This is a genomic window from Aminobacter sp. HY435 (assembly GCF_027568395.1).
Classification (GTDB): domain Bacteria; phylum Pseudomonadota; class Alphaproteobacteria; order Rhizobiales; family Rhizobiaceae; genus Aminobacter.
Window position 1 is genome coordinate 70,333 of the sequence record NZ_JANKZL010000015.1, and the last position, 21,919, is coordinate 92,251.

A 21,919-nucleotide genomic window follows, 5' to 3' on the forward strand; every position below is an offset into this window, starting at 1 on the left:
TGGGTAGGGTGAGCCCCCTCCTTTCGTTGTAAAAATGGTGTAAAAGCCGATGGCCGAGCAGAAAATCTTCGCCGGGCCGCGCATCCGGCGCATCCGCAACCAGAAGGGCCTGACCCAAACGGCGATGGCCGAGGGGCTCGGCATCTCGCCGTCCTATCTCAACCTCATCGAGCGCAACCAGCGGCCGCTGACGGTGCAGCTCATCCTCAAGCTGGCCTCAGTCTATAAGGTCGATCCCGATGAGCTGCAGGGTGAGGCGAGGGGCTCGATCGCCGCCCTGCGCGAAGTCTTCGCCGATCCGCTTCTGTCGGGCGAACTGCCCGGCGACCAGGAACTGGTCGAGATCGCCGAGGCAGCACCCAATGCGGCAGCTGCGGTGATCAAGCTGTTCCGCGCCTATCGCGAGCAGGCCGAGCGCCTGTCCGACCTCACTGAGCTATTGGCGCGCGAGGGCCATACGACAGCCTTGTCGGGGGCCCGTCTGCCCATTGACGAAGTCCACGAGGTGTTCGAGCGCCGGCCCAACCACTTCACTTCACTGGAGGAGGAGGCCGAGGCCTTCACCTCGCTGCTCGATCCGGGCGACGACCTGTTCGGCGCGCTGAAAGGCTGGCTCAGGCGCGAGCATGGCATCGTCGTCAAGGTGCTGCCTGTCGCCACCATGCCCAACTGGCGCCGCCGCTACGATCGTCATTCGCAGCGCCTGTTCCTGTCCGAGCGGCTGTCGCCGTTCGACCAGTTGCGCGAGGTTGCAATGGAGGCGAGCCTGATCCGCATGCAGGTGGCGGTCGCCGCCGAAATCCAGGCGCTGAAACTGACGTCGGACGAGGCGCGTCGGCTCGCCCGCTTCGAGCTTGGCCGCTACGCCGCGCATGCGCTGATGATGCCCTACCAGGTGTTCCACTCGGCTGCCCAGCGCGCCCGTTACGATGTCGACGTGCTGCGCTCGCGTTTCGGCGTGTCGTTCGAGCAGGCGGCAAACCGCCTGACCATGCTGCAGCGCTCAGGCAGTGCGGCGGTACCGTTCTTCATGCTCGAGGTCGACAATGCCGGCAACCGCTTCCGCAAGGCTGGGGCGCAAGGGTTTCCACAGAGCCGCTTCGGCGGCGGCTGCCCGAAGCTTCCGGTGCATGCGGCCTTCACCCAGCCGGGGCAGATCTTCGTCGAGGCGGTCGAGATGCCCGATGGCGCCGAGTTCCTCTGCGTCGCGCGCACGCTCGAGGGGCCGCAGGGCGCTTTCAGCGAGCGCCCCCGGCGCACGGCGATCCTGCTCGGCTGCGACATCGCCTTCCGCGACGAGATCGTCTACGGCGCGGCGCTTCCGGCCCTTGCGATCGCCACCAAGCCGGGGGTCGTCGCAGCAACACCGGTCGGCCCGGCCTGCCGCCTGTGCGAGCGGTCCGGCTGCCTGTCGCGCGCCGAACCGCCGATCACCAGGCCGCTTGGCCTCGACGAGATGGTTACCGGGCTTTCGGCCTTCGATTTCCAGTGACCTTGCGCGGTCAGTCGCTCAGCTTGGCCTCGTCGCCGCCGATGCCGGTCCTGGCAAGGCTGCGCGCACTGCCTGAGCCGAGTGGGCGTCCGTACCAAAAGCCCTGCGCCTCGTCGCAGCGCCGGTCCTCGCCCCGGAAATCCGCCTCTACGCTCTCGGCCAGAACCAGGATCGACAAGCTTGTGGCCGAGCTCGATGACGCTGGTTGCCTGCGCCTGTCTTGGTGTTGCCGCGGCTGGTCCGCAGTCAGGCTCGTTGGCCTAACGCGAGTGACCCAATGGGAGGCGGGGGCTGGACCTCGCAAAGTGGTCCAGGCTTCGCTATGGGCAGCTGTGGGCACGGGCTCGCGCCGAGGGAGGTCGGTAAAAGCATATGAGCGAGCAGGCACCCGCATCGCATCTGGCGTCGGCCGGAGCTGCCGTCGCCTCGAATGGCGAGCAGAAGCTGGGTATACTGCTTGTCTTCCTGTCGGCGCTGATGTGGAGCCTGGGCGGCGCTATCGCTCGTTTCATCGAAACGCCCGACAGCTGGACGGTGGTGTTTTGGCGCTCGTTCTGGGCGGCCGCGTTCCTGCTCGCCTTCATGGCCTGGCGGGATGGTGTGCGCGGCACGGTTCGGCTGTTTTTCGATATGGGTTTGCCGGGGCTTCTGGTGGCGATCTGTTTCGCCACGGCCTCGACGTCGTTCGTTGTGGCGCTGGGCTACACCACCGTTGCCAACATCTTGCTGATGCAGGCCGGCGTGCCGCTGCTGGCGGCGCTGTTTGCCTGGATGCTGTTTCGCGAACGCGTGGCAGTGGCCACGTGGGTGGCCATCGCGGCGGTGATTTCCGGTGTCGCCATCATGGTCTCGGAATCGTTCAACGGCGAGGTCTCGCCCATCGGCGATGGCCTGGCGCTGTTGATTGCGGTGGCGTTTTCCATCGCGACCGTGATCACGCGCCGCTTCGCCCATGTGCGCATGACCCCGGCCACCTGCCTCGGCACCATTCTGGCGGCGACCTTCGCCTTCTCGCAGACCTCGCTTCTGAGCGTGTCTTCGGAGGACATGGGGTTCCTGTTTGCCTTTGGCGCGCTCAATCTGGGTCTTGGTCTTGCATGCTTCGCCACCGGCGCGCGCCTGGTTCCTGCGGCCATCGCCGCCTTGATCGGAACGTTCGAAACCTTGCTAGGCCCGATCTGGGTCTGGCTGATCCATTCGGAAGTGCCGTCGGCGCGCACAATCCTTGGCGGCGCCGTGATTTTCGCAGCTTTGCTCGTGCATCTTGGGCTGGAGTTCCGGCGGCAGTCGCGGCCGGCCAAGGCCGGCATTACTGGCATGCCCAACCCTAATTGAGCAGCATGTTGTTTACCATTGACAACCCGACCGTCCGGCGGGCAGGCTGCATGAGAGGGTAACAACAACACAGGCGTATCTTGCCAGGTTCCACTGCCGGGGCTTCGGTGTCCGCAGATGTAAATCGCCAGGATTTTTGCGCAGCGCCGTTCTTCGGCGGACGTGCGCTACCTTCATCACCAGAATCGACACATGAAGCTGGGCGCCGCCGGGACGGGTGCGTCCGCAAAAGGAGACTGCCATGAATCCCAGAGCGCTTTGGCTGACGGCTGCGTCAGCTCTTGTTGCTGTCGCCACGACCGCCGCCACTGCTCAGGAGCGCGTGGTCAATGTCTACAACTGGTCGGACTACATCGACTCCTCGATCATCGACGACTTCACCAAGGAAACCGGCATCAAGGTCGTCTATGACGTCTACGATTCCAACGAAATCCTCGAGACCAAGCTGCTCGCGGGCGGCAGCGGCTACGACATCGTCGTTCCGACGGCCAGCCCCTTCCTGGCGCGCCAGATCCAGGCCGGCGTCTACCAGAAGCTCGACAAGTCGAAGCTGCCCAACCTGACCAACATGTGGGACGCCGTTTCCGAACGCGTTGCCAAGTTCGATCCCGGCAACGAGTTTTCCGTGAACTACATGTGGGGCACCACCGGCATTGGCTACAACACCAAGAAGATCAAGGAAGCGCTTGGCGTCGACAGCATCGACAGCTGGGACGTCATCTTCAAGCCCGAGCAGCTCGCCAAGCTGGCGGACTGCGGCGTCTACTTCCTCGATTCGCCGACCGACATCATTCCGACAGCATTGAACTATCTTGGCCTGGTGCCGGATTCGACGGCGCCTGAAGACATCGCCAAGGCCGAGGAGCTGATGCTCAGCATCCGTCCGTCGATCCGCAAGTTCCACTCGTCCGAATTCATCAATGCGCTGGCAAACGGCGACATCTGCGTGGCGGTTGGCTTCTCCGGCGACCTGTTCCAGGCGCGTGACCGCGCGGCCGAAGCCGACCAGGGCGTCGAGATCTCCTACGTCATCCCGAAGGAAGGCGCCGAGATGTGGTTCGACCAGATGGCGATTCCCGCCGATGCCAAGCACGTCGACGAGGCCCACGCCTTCATCAACTACATGATGAAGCCCGAGGTGATCGCCAAGGCATCGAACTACGTCTTCTACGCCAATGGCAACAAGGCGTCCCAGCCGCTTCTCGACAAGGAAGTGCTGGACGACAAGGCGATCTATCCCGACGACGCGACGATGGCCAAGCTGTTCACCGTCTCTCCTTACGATCCCAAGACCCAGCGCGCGATCACACGCAGCTGGACCAGGATCGTCACTGGACAATAACGACAAGACCGCAGTCCCGGCGCCGCGAGGCGCCGGGATTTCGCGTCGGGGCAGCGACGGAGAGGGACATGAAATCGCTCGGCAACATCCGCAGGGAGTTTGCGCCCTGGAACAACCCGGACGCCAAGCCGTACATTCAGTTCAAGAATGTAACCAAGCAGTTCGGCGACTTCACCGCCGTCAACAACCTTTCTCTGTCGATCTATGAGCGCGAATTCTTCGCCCTGCTCGGCGCGTCGGGCTGCGGAAAGTCGACGCTGCTGCGCATGCTGGCGGGTTTCGAGGAGCCGACATCGGGCCAGATCCTTCTCGACGGCCAGGACCTGCGCGGCATCCCGCCCTACCGTCGACCGGTCAACATGATGTTCCAGTCCTATGCCCTGTTCCCGCATATGACGGTGGAGCAGAACATTGCCTTTGGTCTCAAGCAGGACGGCATGGCCAAGGCCGACATCGAAAAGCGCGTGGCCGAGATGTTGAAGCTGGTCAAGCTCTCGCAATTCGCCAAGCGCAAGCCGCACCAGCTCTCCGGTGGCCAGCGCCAGCGCGTCGCGCTCGCCCGCGCCGTCGCCAAGCGGCCGAAGGTGCTGCTGCTCGACGAGCCGCTCGGCGCGCTCGACAAGAAGCTGCGCGAGGAAACCCAGTTCGAACTGATGGACCTGCAGCAGACGCTCGGCCTGACCTTTGTCGTCGTCACCCACGACCAGGAAGAGGCCATGACCATGGCCGACCGCATCGCCATTATCGACAAGGGCGAGGTGATGCAGGTGGCGACGCCGGCGGAAGTCTATGAAGCGCCGGGCTCGCGTTTCGTCGCCGACTTTGTCGGCAACATCAACACATTCGAAGGCAAGGTCGCCGATCGCAACGGCGCCGGCGCCACGATTTCCAGCGCCGATCTCTTGATCCGCACCTCGAACGCCGGCGAGATTCCTGTCGGCACCGAAGTCGCATTCGCCATCCGCCCCGAAAAGATCAAGGTGTCTTCGAAGCGGCCCGAAACGGGCGACAACGTCATGGAAGGCGAGGTCTATGACATCGCCTATCTCGGCGACATGACGATCTTCCACGTCAAGCTGGGCGATGGTCAGGTGGTCAAGGCAAGTTCGCTCAACGCGACGCGTGCCACCGACGATCCGCTGAGCTGGGACGACAAGGCCTGGATTTCCTTCCGGCAGGACGCCGGCGTCGTGCTGACGCGATAGGTGCGGAGATGAAAGGTCTCGTCGCAGCTGTCACAAACCGCCTCGTCATCCTGGTTCCCTACGTCTGGCTGCTGGTTTTCTTCCTCGTTCCGTTTCTCATCGTCTTCAAGATTTCCCTGTCGACGACCGCGATCGCGATGCCACCCTACACGCCGGTCCTCACCTTGCAGGATGGCCTGTCGGCGCTGTGGGCGCAGTTCGGCGAGTTCAGCTTCGACAATTACCTGTGGCTGACCGAGGACCCGCTCTATTTCAACGCCTATCTGTCGAGCGTCGTCATTGCCGGGATCTCGACATTCCTGACGCTGCTCGTCGGCTACCCGATCGCCTATGGCATGGCGCGCGCGCCCGCGACTATCCGGCCGACCTTGCTGATGCTGGTGATCCTGCCGTTCTGGACCAGCTTCCTGATCCGGGTCTACGCCTGGATCGGCATTCTCAAGCCGGAAGGCCTGCTCAACCAGGTTTTGCTCGCCACCGGCATCATTGACCAGCCGCTGGTGATCCTGAACACGCACTCGGCGATCTTCATCGGCATCGTCTATTCCTACCTGCCGTTCATGATCCTGCCGCTCTATTCGGCGCTGGAAAAGATGGATTTCTCGCTGATCGAGGCCGCTCAGGATCTCGGCTGCACCCCCGTGGGTGCCTTCTGGAAAGTCACCTTCCCGCTGTCGCTGCCTGGCGTCATCGCCGGGTGTCTTCTGGTATTCATCCCCGCCGTCGGCGAATTCGTCATCCCGGATCTTTTGGGCGGTTCGCAGACGCTGATGATCGGAAAGACCTTGTGGAACGAGTTCTTCGCCAATCGCGACTGGCCGGTTTCATCGGCGGTGGCGGTCATCCTGCTGTTGCTGCTCGTGGTGCCGATCATGTTCTTCCAGCAGGCGCAGGCCCGCGCCCAGGAAGAGGGACGCTGACATGAATGCCAGCTGGAGCCGCTTCAACATCTCGGCCATCGTCCTGGGCTTTGCGTTCCTCTATTTGCCCATCGTGCTGCTGGTCATCTTCTCGTTCAACGAATCCAAGCTGGTCACCGTCTGGGGCGGGTTCTCGACCAAATGGTACGTGTCGCTGTTCCACAATCAGGGCCTGATGGACGCGGCATGGGTGACCATCCGCGTCGGCCTGATTTCGGCAACGCTGGCGACCGTGCTCGGCACGCTCGCCGCCCTTGCACTGACCCGCTACACGCGTTTCCGGGGCAGGGTGCTGTTTTCGGGCATGGTCTTCGCGCCGCTGGTCATGCCCGAGGTCATCACCGGTCTATCGCTGCTTCTGCTGTTCGTTGCCGTCGGCCTCGACCGCGGGTTTTTCACGCTGACCCTCGCACATGTCACCTTTTCGATGTGTTTCGTGGCAGTCGTGGTGCAGTCGCGCCTGGTCACCTTCGACCGATCGCTCGAGGAGGCCGCGATGGATCTCGGTGCGCCGCCGGTCAAGACGTTTTTCCAGATCACGCTGCCCGTCATCCTGCCGGCGATCATATCCGGCTGGATGCTGGCCTTCACCCTGTCGATCGATGACCTGGTGATTTCGAGCTTCGCTTCGGGTCCCGGGGCAACGACCTTGCCGATGAAGATCTACAGCCAGGTGCGGCTTGGCGTGACGCCGGAAATCAATGCTGCCTGCACCATCCTGATCGGCATCGTCGCAGTGGGCGTCATCGCCGCGTCGTTGGTCAACAAGCGGCGCGAGGTCCAGCGCCTGCGCGACGAGCAGGCTGCGCAGCGCGGATAGCGAGTACGACTGGAAACCCGCGACCGGTCGCCAAGGCGGATTGCTGGCCGGTCACGTCGGTTTGTCCCGTCAGGCAACGAATTGTAGTTACTTGATGCCTGCGGGCAGGTTCATCTTGTATTTCGGAGGGCCAGATCAGGCATTTGCCGTTCGGCGATCCTCTAGATATGCGAAATGGCTCGTGCTAGCGTAAGACATTGTTTTGCAAGGAGTAGGGTAGATGACGCGTTTCATGGCTACGGCCGCAGCTTTGTCTTTTGTCGCTCTCGCGGCGACGGCTTGTAATACCCCTCAGGAGCGTGCGGTCGGCGGTGGCGCCATTGGCGCAGCTGGTGGCGCGCTTGTCGGCCAGGCTATCGGCGGCAACACCGGCGCCACGGTTGCCGGTGCCGTCATCGGCGGTCTCGCCGGTGCGATGATCGGTGCTGGCACCGCGCCCGGCGAATGCCGCTACCACCGCTATGACAGCCGCGGCCGTCCGATGTACGACCGCAACGGCAGGCCGGTGACTTACCTGGCACCCTGCCAGTAAGCTGTTCGTCCATTTCGCGGTGAACAGGCCGCTGAAAACGCAGGCGGCGTGCTCCGGACGGAGCGCGCCGTTTCTGCATTGGGCTCAGTGTGCGAACGGTGGTTGCCGGGATGTCGGAAAGCGCTGCCTCGACGGCACCTCTTGTGCGCCGGCTGCGGTCCGAGCTTGTATCGCTTTCGTCGGCGGCAGCGCCATCCGCATGGCTGCCCGCCAGTTTGTGAAGATCGCGAAGGTGCCTCGCCGGCATCTCCGCTGGTGTGCAAACACGCAAAGGCCCAGCCGTGTCTCGGCTGCGGTTGCGCCAGCATGCGGCGTGCCGGTCAAGCCGGGCCGCCCGCCAGGTCGCGCAGTCTCTGTTCATGTCTGGCGAGGCGATCCAGCCTTCACCTTCGTGAGCTGGATCGCCTGCCCAGGCGTTAGTCGTTCAGGCGGTTGTACGCCTTCAGCGCGGTCCTCAGGCGGTCGTGCGGGATCGCGTAAGAGACATTGCCGTCGCGGCCGGTCATCGTCTCCGCAGCCACCATGGCGTTGACGATGGCCTCCTCGGTTGCGTCGGCCGTGGCGTGGATCAGCGGGTTCATCTCGTCGTTGGACAGCATTTCGAGCGACGTGTTGCCCTTGCGGCTGAAGGCCCCGGCATTGGCGGTGGAGAAAGCGATGAAAATGTCGCCGCTGCTGTTGGCGCCATAGCCGCCGGTGCGGGCCATGCCGATCGGCACCCGCCGGGCTAGTCGTTTGAGCTGGTGCGGCAGGAGCGGCGCGTCGGTCGCGACCACGACGATGATCGAGCCGGCTTCCTCTCGCTTCCACGACGTGTCCGGCATCAGGTCGGTGATCTCGCGCCCGACCGGCACGCCGGCGATGGTCAAATCGGCGCGGGTGCCGAAATTGCCCTGCACGAGCACGCCTACCGTGTAGCCGCCTTCATCGTCGGCGAGCTGGCGCGAAGAGGTGCCTGTGCCGCCCTTGAAGTTGAACAGGTTCATGCCGGTCCCGCCGCCGACATTGCCTTCGGCGACCGGGCCAGAGGTTGCGCCGTCGAGTGCTGCGTAGACGTGCGCCTTTTTGACATGCATGCCGTTGATGTCGTTCAGCACGCCGTCCCAGGTCTCGGCGACCACCGGCAAGAGCCAGTACAGGTCCTCGCTCAGCGGTGCGACCAAGCCGTTCTCGGCCTGCCAGGAAACCGCCGAATCGCGCACCACGCCGACGCTGTGGGTGTTGGTGATCATGACGGGGCCTTCAAGAAAGCCGCTTTCCTCGATCCAGGTGGTGCCGGTCATTTCGCCATTGCCGTTGAGCGAGTACCAGCCCGAAAAGACGGGATCGAACTGCTTGCCGCGTGGCAGGATGGCGGTGACGCCGGTGCGCACCGGTCCCTTGCCGACCTCGGTCGGCCCCGCCCCCTCGACGATCGTTGCGTAGCCGACTGTGACGCCCTGCACGTCGGTGATGGCGTTGTTCGGTCCGGGCGTTCCGGCGAACGGAATTCCGAGGTCTCGGGCGCGGGGCTTGGTGGGCATCGATGCATCCATGGGCGCGAGGGCGGCCGCATTTGCTCCGGCCGCCGGGTCTGTCGGCGTTGGGCCGTTGCCGGACTGTAGTGTGAGCATTCCGCGCCGGTCTATGGCTGGACCAGCCATCAGCTGTGCGCTCAGGCGATAGTGGTCCAGACGGCTGAACCTTGCCTCAACACTGACTAGGTTGCAGCAGCTAGACCGTGCTCCAACTGATCGAAACGATTGTCAGAACCGTGCCTACCAAACAGGCCTGGCGAACTACCCAGAAGTTGACCTTTTCAACAAGCGTCTCGCCGTCGTTGGTTTGGATATCCCAACCTCTTAGTGCGATCGCGCCCCACAAAAGTAATGTGCCACCTCCAATGCCAACAAGCATTTCTGACCATGGCTGCGACCCAAACTCTTTCAGAGCGATGCGGCCGATTAGCAGCCCAATTGTTGCTGCATATGCCATTGACCCAAACGAACGTCCCCAACCTGAGCGCAGCTTTTGTAGCCGCTCGCGATTGGCGGCAACGTCCGTATCAGTCCAATCCTCCCTCAGGAATCGCTCGGGAGAAAAAGCTGCCAGAACAGAGAAACGAATCATCTTCCCCAAAGATAGCAACGCCATCTCCTTTGACGCCTGTGACGATGCAGCAAGCGATGACACACAGCCGATCAGCTATATGGAGATGCCGAGTGTGAGCAAAAAGCTTTGGAAATCAAGAAATGCCAGCGTCAACCACATCTGAATGTAGCTCGCTCGAGGCAGATCTTTGAATTTTTGGGTGGGATGGTACGGTTGGGTGGGCTCGAACCACCGACCTCCGGATCCACAATCCGGCGCTCTAACCAACTGAGCTACAACCGCGTATCTTGCTCTGATGCCGCGTCCATACGGACAATTCGGACGCATTTCAAGAGCTTTGCGCGCTATCCACTGCGGCGATTTGCACTGGGCCGGTGAAGTCCTTGATAACCGCGGCGTTGCGGCCTCCAAAAAAAAGAAAAGGCCGGCGGGAGGAGGTGCCGGCCTTTTCCCTATGTGACCAGCGGGAGGAGGTGCTGGCCGCTTCGCCCGACAGGCAGAGGGAGGAGGAACCGCCCGCCGGGTATTCGATCTGGCGGCCTTTAGGCTGCCTTGATCTCTTTCAGCGCCTTTTCGAAGGCGGTCTTGACCGGCTTGGTGACGTCTTCAGCCGCCTTCGAGGCGACCGACTGGAAGTCCTTGGCCTGCTCGACGGTCAGTTCGACGCGCTTGCGAAGGTATGCGGTCTGCAACTCGACGATTTCCGACAGCGACTTGGCGCCAGCGAGAGCCTCGAGATGGGCAAAGCCGGTCTCGGCGTTGGTGCGCAGCGCGGCGATCGCCTTGAGCGACAGCTCGCTGGAAACGCTACGCGCGGTCTCGAAGCTGGTTTCAAGCGTCTTCTGGGCTTCTTCAGCGCCGGTCTTGAGCTTGCTGTAGGCTTCCTTCGACTGCTCGACGCCCTTCTCAGCGAAGGCGCGGAACTGATCGGAGGCCTTGGAAACGTCGAAGCTCGGCATTGCAATGGTATCTGCGAATTCTGCGGTCTTGGTCTTGGACATTGTCTCACCCTGTGGACTGGACGGACATTGTCATCCGTCTCGTTTATTCGCAGGGTTCATATAGCATCGGGTTTTGTGCATTGCAATATTTATGATGCGGTGCACCATTTTTTGCCGACGAGGTTAACCACGTGGCGAGAATAATGCCGCTAGACTGCGCCTGTTTGCTAGACCTTGGCGATGACGGCTTTTATTAACAAAGCGTTAATTGCGAGAATGCGTGCCTAGCGGGTTATGTGAATGCCGTCAGCTGCCTATTCCTATATCGACGTAGCCGTGGTCGACGGCATCAGGCAGCGTTTCGCTGCCGGTGACGCCATCGCCGTGCTTTCGGTCGATCTCGAACAGGTGCTCTGGGCCAACGGTCCGGGGGCGGCGGTTCTTAGCTATGACGACGTCGACGCGGTGATCGGTGCGCCGTCGCGGCTGGGCTTGCCGGCGCGTCGCCAGATCGCTGCGACCTCGGGATATCCGAACATCGGGCGCGACCGCACCATCATGGTGCGCGTTGCCTCGGGCCTGACCAGCAACGCCGTGGTGTTTTCGGCAAGCGCGGTGCGCCTCCCCGATGGCGAGCCGGCCATCATGCTTGCCGTTCCTGCCGCCAAGGCAGCGACCCGCAGCAAGAGCGAGATTGCGGCCATGGCAATCAGCGGCTTTGCCGAGCCGGGCCATTTCCTCGCATTTGTCGACGGTCGCGGCGAAATCGAAGCCGCAACCGACGGCTTCGCCGGCCTCGGCATCGCGACATCGACGCTTGCCGGCCTGGTGTCGGACGTCCGTTATGAGCGCGACCGCATGGTCAAGCGGGCCATCCCGGCAAGCGGCGGCTACCTGCCCGCCGGCCTGGCACGGCTTACCGACGAGCGCCATTTGCTGGTCGTCGTTGACGAACGGCTGGAGCCGCTCGAGGAGAACGAACCAGCGACAACGCACGAGCCTGCGCCGGCCCATGCGGCGATCACACCGGACGTAGCGCCAGCTCAGAAAAGCCCGGAGCCGGTCGACCACGATCACTGGTATTTCAGCCCCGAGGAGCGCGAGAGCCGCGCCGGTGCGGCTGTTCGCGAAATGACCGTCGCGCAGCACGCGCCTCAGGTCGCGGAATCCGGCTCCGTTGCCGAGCTGGTGGAGCGCCCGCAAGAGCCCGCTGCCGCTGCCGCGCCCGTTCCGGCGCAGCCCGAGTCGCCGAGCGAACGCTCCGCAACGCCGGTGCGATTTGTCTGGCGCACGGATGCCGAAGGGCGCTTCAGCGCCATCTCGCCGGAATTCGCCGCCGTTGTCGGCGAACACGCCGCCGACGTCGTTGGCCGCCGCTTCCAGGATGTGTCGAATACGTTCGAACTCGACCCTTCCGGCGATATTGCAGGCCTTTTGCAGCGCCGCGATACTTGGTCCGGCCGCTCGGTCTTGTGGCCTGTAGCCGGCACCGACAAGCGTATTCCGGTCGATCTGGCAGCGCTGCCCGTCTATGGCCGCGACCGCAGCTTCGAGGGCTTCCGCGGATTTGGCGTCGCCCGTCCCGGTGAGGCGGTTCATGACCATGAGCGCATCGGCCTGGCGCTCGTGCCGAACGGCAAGCAGCCTGACGACGACGAGACCGTCGCGGCTCCGGTCGTTGCCACTGAAGAGGCTCCAGTTGAGCCTGATTTGGCCACGCCTGCCGAGATCAGGGACCAGTCGGATGCGGACATGCAAATAGGCCCGGTTGACCTCGATGCGGAAACAGCCACGGAGGCCGATCCGTTCGCTGGTGAAGTGCCGGCGCTTGACGTCGCACCCAGTCACGACCGGCGTTTTTCCGACAAGGTGATCCGCCTTGCCGAACATCGCGCCCCGGCCCCCGAATCGGCCACCGCCAAGGGCGGTCTGTCCAGCATCGAGCGCAATGCCTTTCGCGAAATTGGTGAGAAGCTGAAACGCGCCAACGAAGTGGTGGCGGCGCGCCAGCAGACTTCCGAAACGGTTGCCGCCGGCGAACAAAAGATCGATGAAGGCGCGTCTGCGGAGATCGCGGCCTATGCCGAAGCCGCTGCCGCCGAGCTCGCCGAGCACGCACCTGAAGCCGAGCTGGCGGTCGAAGAAAAGCCGGTGGGCGCCGAAGTGGTCGACCTGTCGACGCTGCGTCCGTCCGAACCAGTTGTCGAGGACGAAGACGACGCCGTTGTCACTGTCGAACCCGAAAAGCCGGCCCTGCGCACCGAGGATGTGATCCCGTCATTCGCGGCGGGGCGCGACACCCCTGTCGATGCGCCGATCCTCGAGCAATTGCCGGTTCCGGTGTTGATCCATGCTGGCGACGTGCTGCACTACGCCAACGCCGAGTTCCTGACGTTGACCGGCTACGATTCGGTCGATGACCTGGCACAGGCTGGCGGGCTCGATGCCCTGTTCGCAGACAGCTACGCCGACGAGGCAGGATCCGACCACGACCTCAGGCTGCGCACGCGTAGCGGCGAGGAGTTTCCGATCGAAGCCGTGCTGCGCTCGGTGCCATGGGCTGACGGCAAGGCACTGATGCTGGTGGTGCGGCGGGCCGGTGCGGATGATGCCGAAGGCGCCGCCGCCGAGCAGATCGCCGAGCTCGAAGAGCGCCTGTCCGAAATGCGGACCATCATCGACACCGCCACCGATGGCGTTGTACTGATCGACCGCGACGGCGCCATACGTTCGATCAGCCGGCCAGCGGAAGCGCTCTTCGGTTTCGACAGCGACGACGTCGCGGGCAAGCCTTTTCATTCGCTGTTCGCCATCGAGAGCCAGCGTGCCGCGCGCGACTATGTTGCCGGTCTGTCCGAGCATGGCGTCGCCAGCGTGCTCAACGACGGCCGCGAGGTCATCGGGCGTGAGGCACAGGGCCGTTTCATTCCGCTGTTCATGACCATCGGCCGGTTGCCGAATGACAGCGGCTTCTGCGCCGTGGTCCGCGACATCACGCAGTGGAAGCGTGCCGAGGAGGAACTTACCCAGGCGCGCGCCGTGGCTGAACGCTCTTCGTCGCAGAAGACCGATTTCCTGGCCCGCATCAGCCATGAAATTCGCACGCCGCTGAACGCCATCATCGGCTTCTCCGAACTGATGGTCGACGAGAAGTTCGGGCCGGTCGCCAACGACCGCTACCGCGACTATCTGCGCGACATCAACCGCTCGGGCAATCACGTGCTCGACCTGGTCAATGACCTGCTCGACATCTCCAAGATCGAGGCCGGCCAGCAGGAGATGGACTATGAGGCGGTGTCGCTGAACGACACCCTGGCCGAGACGGTCGCCATGATGCAGCCGCAGGCCAATCGCGAGCGCGTCATCATTCGCTCGAGCTTCGCCTCGCGCCTGCCCGAGATCGTCGCCGACCGGCGCAGCATTCGCCAGATCGCGCTCAACATCCTGTCCAATGCCGTTCGCTACACCCAGGCCGGTGGCCAGGTGATCGTGTCCACGGCCTACGAGGCCTCGGGCGACATCGTCATGCGGGTGCGCGACACCGGCATCGGCATGACGCAGCCCGAGATCGAGCAGGCACTGAAGCCATTCAAGCAGATCAACTCGTTGAAGCGCACGCGAGGCGACGGCACCGGGCTCGGCCTGCCGTTGACCAAGGCGATGGTGGAGGCGAATCGCGCCCGTTTCGCCATTGCATCGACGCCCGGCGAGGGCACCCTGGTCGAGGTGACTTTCCCGTCGACGCGCGTGCTCGCCGAGTAATAAGGCTGCGACATTTTGTACACTTTGGCGTGATCGGGTCGGCGATCGTTAGCCAATGTCGAACAAGCCTTTGAATCCTGTGTAGAATGATCCAGTTTAGAATTATTCTAAACTATTGATATTGTTACTCTTTAATCTTGACCCCAAGAGTCAGATTGCCGATAGGGAAATGAGCTTCGGATCCGAGGCTTTGGTGAATTTCCCCCGAGGGTTTTTGACCCCTTTGGCCAGGAGAAAAAGATGAAGATTGGAAATGCCCGGACGCTGGTCGCAGGTCTTGCGCTCGCCGCCCTTTCGGCAACGTCGGCCCTCGCCGATGGTGTCGTCAACATCTACACCTATCGCCAGCCGGACCTGATCAAGCCCGTCCTCGACGCCTTCACGGCCGAGACCGGCATCAAGACCGAGGTGCTTTTCCTCGACAAGGGTCTTGAGGAACGCATTCTCGCCGAGGGGGCCAATTCGCCCGCCGACGTGATCATGACCGTCGACATCGCCCGCCTGACCTCCGCCAAGGACAAGGGCGTCACCCAGGCGCTGGTCGACGAGGAGCTCAACAAGGAACTGCCGGCGGAGTATCGCGATCCGGAAGGCCACTGGTTCGGCCTGACCAAGCGTGCGCGCGTCGTCTACGCCTCGAAGGATCGCGTCAAGGACACCGCCATCACCTATGCCGACCTCGCCGATCCCAAGTGGAAGGGCAAGATCTGCATGCGTTCGGGCCAGCATGACTACAATCTCGCGCTGTTTTCGGCCGCCCTTGCCCATTGGGGTCCGGAAAAGACCGAAGCGTGGATGAAGGGCCTCAAGGCCAACCTCGCCAAGAAGCCTGACGGCGGCGATCGTCCGCAGGCCGGCGCCATCGCTGCCGGCGAATGCGACATCGCCATCGGCAACACCTATTATGTCGGCCTGATGCGCAACAATGAGAAGGACCCGAAGGAGAAGGAGTGGGGCAACGCCATCAACGTCCTGTTCCCGACCTTTGAAAACGGCCTGACCCACGTCAATATCTCTGGCGCCGCCCTTGCCAAGAATGCTCCGCATCGTGACGATGCCGTCAAGCTGATCCGCTTCCTGGCCAGCCACCCGGCGCAGCAGGTCTACGCCGAGAAGAACTACGAATATCCGGTCGAGCCGGGCCTCGCGCCATCCGAGACGGTCAAGTCCTTCGGCACGCTGAATGCAGACACGCTGCCGCTGGTCGATATCGCCAAGGGCCGCAAGGCGGCCTCCGAAATGGTTGACCGCGTTGGTCTCGACGATGGCCCCAGCAGCTGATAGGGCGTCAAATATCTGAGGAAGAGCCGGGCCGGGCGATCGACCCGGCTTTTCCGTATTTTGCGGGGTAAGCGCGTGCCGGGTACTGGCCAAGCAAATGCGGGTTTGTCGCACGCTGCAACCGCGGCGCGTCCGCTGCCGGCCAAGCGCCTGCGCCATCCATGGCTAAGCTTTCTGGCCTTCGCCGTCAGCATAGTTGTCATCCTGCCGGTCATATCGTTGTTCTTCGTCGCGCTCTCGGGCACAGGAGAGGACTGGCCGCACCTGATGCGCAACGTCCTGCCGGGCGCGACGCAGACCACGCTGGCGCTGCTGGCGATGGTCGCTGCGTTGACCTCTGTCGCCGGCGTCGCTTGCGCCTGGGCGGTTGTTGCCTATGACTTCCCGTTTCGCCGCGTCCTGTCCTGGGCCCTGGTGCTGCCATTGGCCGTGCCGCCGTATCTGGCGGCCTATGCCTTCGGCGAGTTCTTCCAGTACCAGGGGCCGATCCAGAGCCTGATCCGGACGATCTTCGGCTTCGAGACCATTCGCGACTACTGGTTTCCCGACATTCGTTCGACCTGGGGCACCGCTTTCGTGCTTGGCTCGGTGCTTTATCCGTATGTGTATCTCACCACCCGCATCGTCTTCCTGATGCAGGGCCGCAACATCGCCGATGTCGCGCGCACGCTGGGCGCGTCGCCGGCACGGGTGTTCTGGCGCGTGCTGTTGCCGGTTGCCCGTCCGGCCATTGTCGCCGGCGTGGCGCTGGTGCTGATGGAGACGATCAACGACATCGGCGCTGCCGAATATTTCGGCGTCCGCACGCTTACCGTTGCGGTCTACACGACCTGGCTCAATCGCGGCAGCCTGGAAGGCGGTGCCCAGATCGCGCTGCTGATGCTGGTGCTGGTGTTCTTGTTGCTGGTGGCCGAACAGTGGGCGCGCCGTCGCCAGCGCTTCCATGCCGGGCGCGGAACGCATCTGCGCGTGCAGCCGCCGCGCGTGGTGCTCAAGGGCTGGACACGCATCACCTTGCCCGTGGCGGTAACCCTGCCGATCATCTGCGGCTTCGGCGTGCCGATTGCCGTGTTCGGCCAGTATGCCTGGAGGCGGCTCGAACAGTTCACCTCGCCCGAGGTCGGCAAGGCGTTTCTGACCAGCGTCATGACGGCGTCGTTCACCGCGCTGATCACCGTCACCATCGCACTGCTGCTGCTCAACGCGCAGCGCCTGTCCAAGACGCGCACCATGGCGGCGACCGTGCGATTGGCCTCGATCGGCTATGCGTTGCCGGGCGGTATTCTCGGTCTCGGCCTGCTGTTCGTGCTTGCCCGTTTCGACAACTCGGTCGATGCGTTTGCCCGCGCCTATCTTGGGGTATCGACCGGCCTGCTGTTCACCGGATCGGCGGCGGCCGTGGTCCTTGCCTGCTCGATCCGCTTTGTCGCTCTCGCCGAAGGAGCCGTGCGCTCGGGCATGGAGAAGCTGCCGGGCAGTCTGGACGAGGCGGCGCGCAGCCTGGGCAAAACCCCGACGCAAAGCGCGGCCAGCGTGCTTCTGCCGCTGCTGCGGCCTGCGATCCTCACCGCAGCCGTCCTGGTATTCGTCGATACCGTCAAGGAGTTGTCGGCCACCATCCTGCTCCGGCCGTTCGGCTTCAACACCCTTGCCACCTACGTCTACGAAAACGCCTCGCGCGGCGTGCCGGAGGAGGGGGCGGTCGCAGCCATCGTCATCATCATCACGGCCATGGTGCCGGTGGTGCTGTTGTCGGGTGCGCTGGTACGCGACGCCGAAGCATCGCTCTAGCAGTTTCTCGATCTCGGCAAAGAAAAAGGCGCCAGATGGCGCCTTGAATGGAGATGCTGTTTCAACGGGGACTTGAGCTGACTAGCCATCCTCGGAGCGAGGAAAGGGATTGCTCCCTCAAGTTGATTTGGACTATCGCGGTCGAACGTTAACAGCTCCTTACCTCGGCTTCTAAATGTTTACGAATGTGTACCACTCCTGAAGTCTAGGTAAATTTGAGCTTCAGCTTTTGTTAACCATAGGGTGGTGGCTTGGCTATTTCTGCAGCTGGGGAAGGTCGCGGTACAGCTCCAGCGCTTCGGGATTGGCAAGCGCTTCCTTGTTCTTGACAGGGCGGCTGTGGACGATGTCGCGCACGGCGAGTTCGGTGATCTTGCCCGATTTGGTGCGTGGAATGTCGGCGACCGCAACAATGCGCGCCGGCACATGGCGCGGGCTGGCGCCGGTCTTGATCTTGGCACGGATGCGCTTCTCCAGATCTTCGTCGAGAACAACGCCGGCGGCAAGGCGCACGAACAGCACCACGCGAACGTCGTCGTCCCAGGTCTGGCCGATGCAGATCGCCTCCAGCACCTCCGGCAGCTGCTCGACCTGGTTGTAGATCTCGGCCGTTCCGATGCGGACGCCGCCGGGGTTGAGCGTGGCGTCCGAGCGGCCATGGATGATCATGCCGCCATGTGCTGTCCACTCGGCGAAATCGCCATGGCACCAGATACCTTCGAAGCGGTCGAAATAGGCGGCGTGGTATTTCGCGCCATCGGGGTCGTTCCAGAAGCTGATCGGCATCGAGGGAAACGCCCTGGTGCAGACGAGCTCGCCCTTTTCCAGGCGCACCGGCCTGCCGGCATCGTCCCAGACGTCGACGGCCATTCCCAGGCCGGCGCCCTGAATTTCGCCGACCCACACGGGTTCGGTCGGAACTCCGAGGACAAAGCAGGCCATGATGTCGGTTCCGCCCGAAATCGAGGCGAGGTGGATGTCGTGCTTGATACCTTCATAGACGAACTGGAAATCCTCAGGCGACAGCGGCGAACCGGTCGACGAGATGGTCCGAACGGTGGCAAGGTCGTGACTGCCGATCGGCTTCAGGCCCGCCTTGCGCACCGAATCGATGAACTTCGCCGAGGTGCCGAAATAGGTCATCTTTTCGGCCGCGGCGTAGTCGAACAGCACGTTGCCGTCGGGATGGAAGGGCGAGCCGTCATAAAGCAGCAGCGTCGCCTCTGAAGCCAGGCCCGAGACCAGCCAGTTCCACATCATCCAGCCGCAGGTGGTGAAATAGAAGAAACGGTCGCCGGCGCGCAGACCGGCATGGAGCTGGTGTTCCTTCAGGTGCTGCAAAAGGGTTCCGCCCGCCGAATGGACGATGCACTTGGGGATGCCCGTCGTGCCGGAGGAGAACATGATGTAGAGCGGGTGCGAAAACGGCAGGCGCTCGAAGCTCACCGGCTTGATCGCGAATGGCGTAAGCGCTGTCTCCAGCGTGTCGGCCTTGGCGATGCCTGCCGCCACGTCTTCAGCCGTGCCGAGATAATCGACGATCAAGACCTTGCCGACGCTGTCCAGCTTTTCCGCCACGGCGGCGATCTTGTCGCCGACTTCGATATGCTTGCCTGCATACCAGTAGCCGTCCGGGGCGATGAAGATCTTCGGCTCGATCTGTCCGAAGCGATCGAGAACGCCCTGTTCGCCGAAGTCAGGCGAGCATGACGACCAGACCGCGCCGATCGAAGCCGTGGCCAGCATCGCCGCGACCGACTCGGGCATGTTTGGCATCATCGCAGCTATGCGGTCGCCTTGCTTGACGCCAAGCGAGACAAACAGCTGCTGCAGGCGCGACACGAGGTTTGCAAGCTGGTTCCACGTCAGCCGGCGTTCGACCTTTTCTTCGCCGCGAAAGACGATGGCTTCGCCCGTGCCCGAGCCGCGCAGGAGGTTTTCGGCGAAATTCAGTTGCGCGTCGGGAAAGAATGCCGCGCCCGGCATCTCGTCGTTTGCAAGGACAGTCTCGCCCTTGTCCCCAATGACGCCGCAGAAGTCCCACACCAGGTCCCAGAATGTTTCGCGCTCGGCTACCGACCAGGCGTGAAGATCGGCGTAGCTGGAAAAGTCCTGTCCGGATCGCCTTGCCGCCGCCGCCATGAACGCTGTCAACGGCGCTTGCTCGATCCGTTCCGCCGAAGGGGTCCAAAGCGGCTTTTCAACTGGCATCGCAACTCTCCTGCAACCACGTTCGGTTATGCATGTCGCACTTCGGCAGATCAAGGAAATGTCGACCTGCGTCATTGCGCTGTGCGCAAACGCCATCGCCAGGCCATAAAGACTTGAAATGCCGCTTGTCTCCGTTACACCCGGTTGCCAAGAAGGCGCAGCACGGGCAGCACAAGGGCAACATGCCGTCACCACTGTTCAGGCGCAGCATCTGGATGATCGTCGGCCTCGCCGTCCTGATCGCCGCTGTTGTTGCGGCCGTGCCATTCATCGCATCCACTCAACTGGTCAAGGATCGCATCGCGCTCGAAATGAGCGCCTGGAGCGGTTTCCGCGTGTCGATCAACGGCACTCCCGACATTGAAATCTGGCCGGTCTTCCGCGCCACGCTGACCGACGTCAGCATGACCGAATGGGACGACCAGGACGGTCCCGCCGTCATCGAGGCCGAGCGTGTCGACATCGAACTCTCGGCGCTGACGGCATTGACCGGCAATGTGGAATTTTCCGATGCGCATTTCGTCCGTCCGACCGTTCGGCTTAGGCGGCTTGCCGACGGTGGCCTCGAGTTGCCGCATTCGAGCGGCGGACGCCTTGCGCGCTCCATCGAGGAGGCGCGTGCGACGCTTGCCAGTTCCCCCGACGCACCTGACCTCGGGGCACTGGCGTCCGATGAATTCGGCGCGGTCGAGTTTGCTGACGGCCGTGTCTTCGCCGTCTCCGACCATGGCGAGGAAGAGTTGCTCAGCGGCGTGACCGGCAAGGCCAACTGGCCGGCGCTAAACAAGGCGGGAAGCCTGACCGCGACGGGCGTGTGGCGCGGCGAAGCCGTTGCGGTGGAACTGTCTTCGCCGCGTCCGCTGGTGCTGTTTGCCGGCGGCGAAGCACCGATTGTGCTGTCACTCAAGTCGGCGCCGGTGGAAGTCTCCTACGATGGTTTGCTCAACCTGACCTCGTCGATGCGCGTCGACGGGCAGGTGAAGTTCTCCGCGCCGTCGCTGCGCGGCGTGTTCGAGTGGTCGATGCCCGGGATATTGCCCGGCAGCCCGGTCGGATCGGTGGCGCTTGCCTCCAAGGTGTCGGGCGATCTGTCTCGCCTGAAGCTCGAAAACGCCAAGGTGACGCTGGATGGCAATCCCGGAATGGGGGTGCTGGAGCTGTCGATTTCCGGGCCGGTTCCTTCCGTGGTCGGAACCCTTGCCTTCGACACGCTGGATCTGATGGCTTTCGCTGCCGCCTTCGCCCCGATGTCTCCGGCCAACCCTTCCGGCACGGCCGATGTCGATGCCAGTTTCGCCGAGCGCGTCAATCTCGACCTGCGCTTGTCGGCGGCAAAGGCGACGGCCGGTTCGATTGCGCTCGTCGAGGTCGCCGCGACCGCCCAGGTCAAGGGCGGGCTTGCCGCGTTCGATATTTCCGACGCCGAGGCCTTCGGCGGCAACGTCCAGGCCGGCATCCGGTTCGACCGCAAGCCCTCGGGCATCCAGGCCGAAATCCGTCTCCTGGCCTCCGATATCGACGGTGGCTCCTTTGGCGCGGCGGCGGGCATGAGCCGGGTCGTGCCGATCGGGCGTGGAACGGTTTCGGTGATCCTCACCGGCCCCGGCTCGAACTGGGATACGCTGCTGCAGAACGCCAATGGCTCTGTCTCAGCCACTTTCGGCGTTGGCGCCATCGCCGGCTTCGATCTGCAGGCGTTCCTGAAGCGCGTTTCGGAACGGGGTTTCTTTTCGCTCGCTGCCGTTTCCGAGGGCACGCTGCCTGTGGATGGCGTGGAACTCAAGGCGACGGTGTCCAATGGCGTCGCCAAGATCGACAAGGCCGAGGCCCGTACGCCGACAAACCGCATCTGGCTGACCGGCATCGTTCCCTATGTCGGGCGCGGACTGGCGCTTTCAGGCGCAATCGAGCCCAGGGACGCTGCTACGGCGACGCCTGCTTCTGAAACGGTGGCTTTCTTTGTCGGTGGGTCGTGGACCGCGCCGTTCATTTCGCCGTTGGTCGCGCCGGTAATCACCAAGCCGGCCGTCCCGACGCGCGACTAGAGCGGTGGACATTCAGACATATCCGGCGGCTTTGAAGTAGTTCTGGCATTCGGTTGGCGGGTAGAGTGTGCAGATGTCGCCGATCGCCTGCCAAAGGCCGTCGATGGTTCGAATGGCGCGTGCCCTGAGCTGGGACTTCAACTTGGAGAAG

The 21,919-nt window shown here is 63.2% G+C and carries 16 protein-coding genes and 1 tRNA gene; 11 read left to right on the plus strand and 6 right to left on the minus strand.

All coding sequences use genetic code 11. From position 1 onward, the window contains the following. Positions 1 to 49 precede the first annotated feature (49 nt). Positions 50 to 1,492, plus strand: coding sequence for a helix-turn-helix domain-containing protein (locus tag PCJ21_RS20865; protein ID WP_269933362.1), 1,443 nt, complete (start codon positions 50 to 52; stop codon positions 1,490 to 1,492). Positions 1,493 to 1,502: 10 nt separating this feature from the next. On the opposite strand, the gene PCJ21_RS20870 is transcribed toward PCJ21_RS20865, so the two are convergent. Next, complete coding sequence (locus tag PCJ21_RS20870) at positions 1,503 to 1,670, minus strand: hypothetical protein (protein WP_269933363.1); 168 nt, start codon at positions 1,668 to 1,670, stop codon at positions 1,503 to 1,505. 194 nt (positions 1,671 to 1,864) lie between these two features. Here PCJ21_RS20870 and PCJ21_RS20875 point away from each other — a divergent pair, with 194 nt between their 5' ends. From PCJ21_RS20875 to PCJ21_RS20900, 6 genes are all read left to right on the plus strand, one after another. Next, entirely contained in the window at positions 1,865 to 2,827 is a 963-nt protein-coding gene (locus PCJ21_RS20875; RefSeq protein ID WP_269933364.1) for a DMT family transporter, read from the plus strand. Positions 2,828 to 3,068: 241 nt separating this feature from the next. Next, entirely contained in the window at positions 3,069 to 4,169 is a 1,101-nt protein-coding gene (locus PCJ21_RS20880) for a polyamine ABC transporter substrate-binding protein (protein WP_269933365.1), read from the plus strand. Positions 4,170 to 4,237: 68 nt separating this feature from the next. Beyond that, positions 4,238 to 5,374, plus strand: a complete 1,137-nt coding sequence (locus PCJ21_RS20885) for an ABC transporter ATP-binding protein (protein WP_269933366.1) — start codon at positions 4,238 to 4,240, stop codon at positions 5,372 to 5,374. A gap of 8 nt (positions 5,375 to 5,382) precedes the next feature. Further along, entirely contained in the window at positions 5,383 to 6,294 is a 912-nt protein-coding gene (locus tag PCJ21_RS20890; protein WP_269933367.1) for an ABC transporter permease subunit, read from the plus strand. A gap of 1 nt (position 6,295) precedes the next feature. Beyond that, positions 6,296 to 7,114, plus strand: a complete 819-nt coding sequence (locus PCJ21_RS20895) for an ABC transporter permease (RefSeq protein ID WP_269933368.1) — start codon at positions 6,296 to 6,298, stop codon at positions 7,112 to 7,114. Positions 7,115 to 7,334: 220 nt separating this feature from the next. Beyond that, positions 7,335 to 7,646, plus strand: a complete 312-nt coding sequence (locus PCJ21_RS20900) for a hypothetical protein (RefSeq protein WP_269933369.1) — start codon at positions 7,335 to 7,337, stop codon at positions 7,644 to 7,646. Positions 7,647 to 8,062: 416 nt separating this feature from the next. On the opposite strand, the gene PCJ21_RS20905 is transcribed toward PCJ21_RS20900, so the two are convergent. From PCJ21_RS20905 to PCJ21_RS20920, 4 genes are all read right to left on the minus strand, one after another. Next, the gene (locus tag PCJ21_RS20905; protein ID WP_269933370.1) at positions 8,063 to 9,169 is read right to left on the minus strand and encodes a DmpA family aminopeptidase; all 1,107 of its coding nucleotides are present in this window, start codon (positions 9,167 to 9,169) and stop codon (positions 8,063 to 8,065) included. Between the two features lie 190 nt (positions 9,170 to 9,359). Continuing rightward, positions 9,360 to 9,779: a hypothetical protein gene (locus PCJ21_RS20910; RefSeq protein WP_269933371.1), complete on the minus strand. Its 420-nt coding sequence runs from the start codon at positions 9,777 to 9,779 to the stop codon at positions 9,360 to 9,362. 163 nt (positions 9,780 to 9,942) lie between these two features. Next, a tRNA-His gene (locus PCJ21_RS20915) sits at positions 9,943 to 10,019 on the minus strand. Positions 10,020 to 10,279: 260 nt separating this feature from the next. After that, a complete protein-coding gene (locus PCJ21_RS20920; RefSeq protein WP_269933372.1) occupies positions 10,280 to 10,738 on the minus strand; it encodes a phasin in 459 nt (152 codons plus the stop codon). 240 nt (positions 10,739 to 10,978) lie between these two features. Between PCJ21_RS20920 and PCJ21_RS20925 the strand changes: the two genes are divergently transcribed. The 3 genes from PCJ21_RS20925 (at position 10,979) to PCJ21_RS20935 (ending at position 17,512) form a co-directional block, all read left to right on the plus strand. Then, positions 10,979 to 14,440 carry a PAS domain S-box protein gene (locus tag PCJ21_RS20925; protein ID WP_269933373.1) on the plus strand — a complete coding sequence of 1,154 codons (3,462 nt, stop codon included), beginning with the start codon at positions 10,979 to 10,981 and terminating at the stop codon, positions 14,438 to 14,440. Between the two features lie 240 nt (positions 14,441 to 14,680). Continuing rightward, positions 14,681 to 15,721, plus strand: coding sequence for a Fe(3+) ABC transporter substrate-binding protein (locus PCJ21_RS20930; RefSeq protein WP_269933374.1), 1,041 nt, complete (start codon positions 14,681 to 14,683; stop codon positions 15,719 to 15,721). A gap of 318 nt (positions 15,722 to 16,039) precedes the next feature. Further along, positions 16,040 to 17,512, plus strand: a complete 1,473-nt coding sequence (locus tag PCJ21_RS20935) for an ABC transporter permease (protein WP_269933381.1) — start codon at positions 16,040 to 16,042, stop codon at positions 17,510 to 17,512. Between the two features lie 255 nt (positions 17,513 to 17,767). On the opposite strand, the gene PCJ21_RS20940 is transcribed toward PCJ21_RS20935, so the two are convergent. Continuing rightward, positions 17,768 to 19,723 (minus strand): acetoacetate--CoA ligase, encoded by a 1,956-nt coding sequence (locus tag PCJ21_RS20940; RefSeq protein ID WP_269933375.1) that lies wholly within the window; start codon positions 19,721 to 19,723, stop codon positions 17,768 to 17,770. Positions 19,724 to 19,905: 182 nt separating this feature from the next. On the opposite strand from PCJ21_RS20940, the gene PCJ21_RS20945 reads away from it, so the two are divergent. Then, positions 19,906 to 21,768 carry an AsmA family protein gene (locus PCJ21_RS20945; protein WP_269933376.1) on the plus strand — a complete coding sequence of 621 codons (1,863 nt, stop codon included), beginning with the start codon at positions 19,906 to 19,908 and terminating at the stop codon, positions 21,766 to 21,768. Positions 21,769 to 21,919 lie beyond the last annotated feature (151 nt).

What these genes read in the sequence shown, in the direction of transcription:
- PCJ21_RS20865 (WP_269933362.1), top strand. Translation starts at nt 50, where the DNA reads ATGGCCGAGCAGAAAATCTTCGCCGGGCCGCGCATCCGGCGCATCCGC.
- PCJ21_RS20875 (WP_269933364.1), top strand. Translation starts at nt 1,865, where the DNA reads ATGAGCGAGCAGGCACCCGCATCGCATCTGGCGTCGGCCGGAGCTGCC.
- PCJ21_RS20880 (WP_269933365.1), top strand. Translation starts at nt 3,069, where the DNA reads ATGAATCCCAGAGCGCTTTGGCTGACGGCTGCGTCAGCTCTTGTTGCT.
- PCJ21_RS20885 (WP_269933366.1), top strand. Translation starts at nt 4,238, where the DNA reads ATGAAATCGCTCGGCAACATCCGCAGGGAGTTTGCGCCCTGGAACAAC.
- PCJ21_RS20890 (WP_269933367.1), top strand. Translation starts at nt 5,383, where the DNA reads ATGAAAGGTCTCGTCGCAGCTGTCACAAACCGCCTCGTCATCCTGGTT.
- PCJ21_RS20895 (WP_269933368.1), top strand. Translation starts at nt 6,296, where the DNA reads ATGAATGCCAGCTGGAGCCGCTTCAACATCTCGGCCATCGTCCTGGGC.
- PCJ21_RS20900 (WP_269933369.1), top strand. Translation starts at nt 7,335, where the DNA reads ATGACGCGTTTCATGGCTACGGCCGCAGCTTTGTCTTTTGTCGCTCTC.
- PCJ21_RS20905 (WP_269933370.1), bottom strand. Translation starts at nt 9,169, where the DNA reads ATGCCCACCAAGCCCCGCGCCCGAGACCTCGGAATTCCGTTCGCCGGA.
- PCJ21_RS20910 (WP_269933371.1), bottom strand. Translation starts at nt 9,779, where the DNA reads ATGGCGTTGCTATCTTTGGGGAAGATGATTCGTTTCTCTGTTCTGGCA.
- PCJ21_RS20920 (WP_269933372.1), bottom strand. Translation starts at nt 10,738, where the DNA reads ATGTCCAAGACCAAGACCGCAGAATTCGCAGATACCATTGCAATGCCG.
- PCJ21_RS20925 (WP_269933373.1), top strand. Translation starts at nt 10,979, where the DNA reads ATGCCGTCAGCTGCCTATTCCTATATCGACGTAGCCGTGGTCGACGGC.
- PCJ21_RS20930 (WP_269933374.1), top strand. Translation starts at nt 14,681, where the DNA reads ATGAAGATTGGAAATGCCCGGACGCTGGTCGCAGGTCTTGCGCTCGCC.
- PCJ21_RS20935 (WP_269933381.1), top strand. Translation starts at nt 16,040, where the DNA reads ATGGTCGCTGCGTTGACCTCTGTCGCCGGCGTCGCTTGCGCCTGGGCG.
- PCJ21_RS20940 (WP_269933375.1), bottom strand. Translation starts at nt 19,723, where the DNA reads ATGCCAGTTGAAAAGCCGCTTTGGACCCCTTCGGCGGAACGGATCGAG.
- PCJ21_RS20945 (WP_269933376.1), top strand. Translation starts at nt 19,906, where the DNA reads ATGCCGTCACCACTGTTCAGGCGCAGCATCTGGATGATCGTCGGCCTC.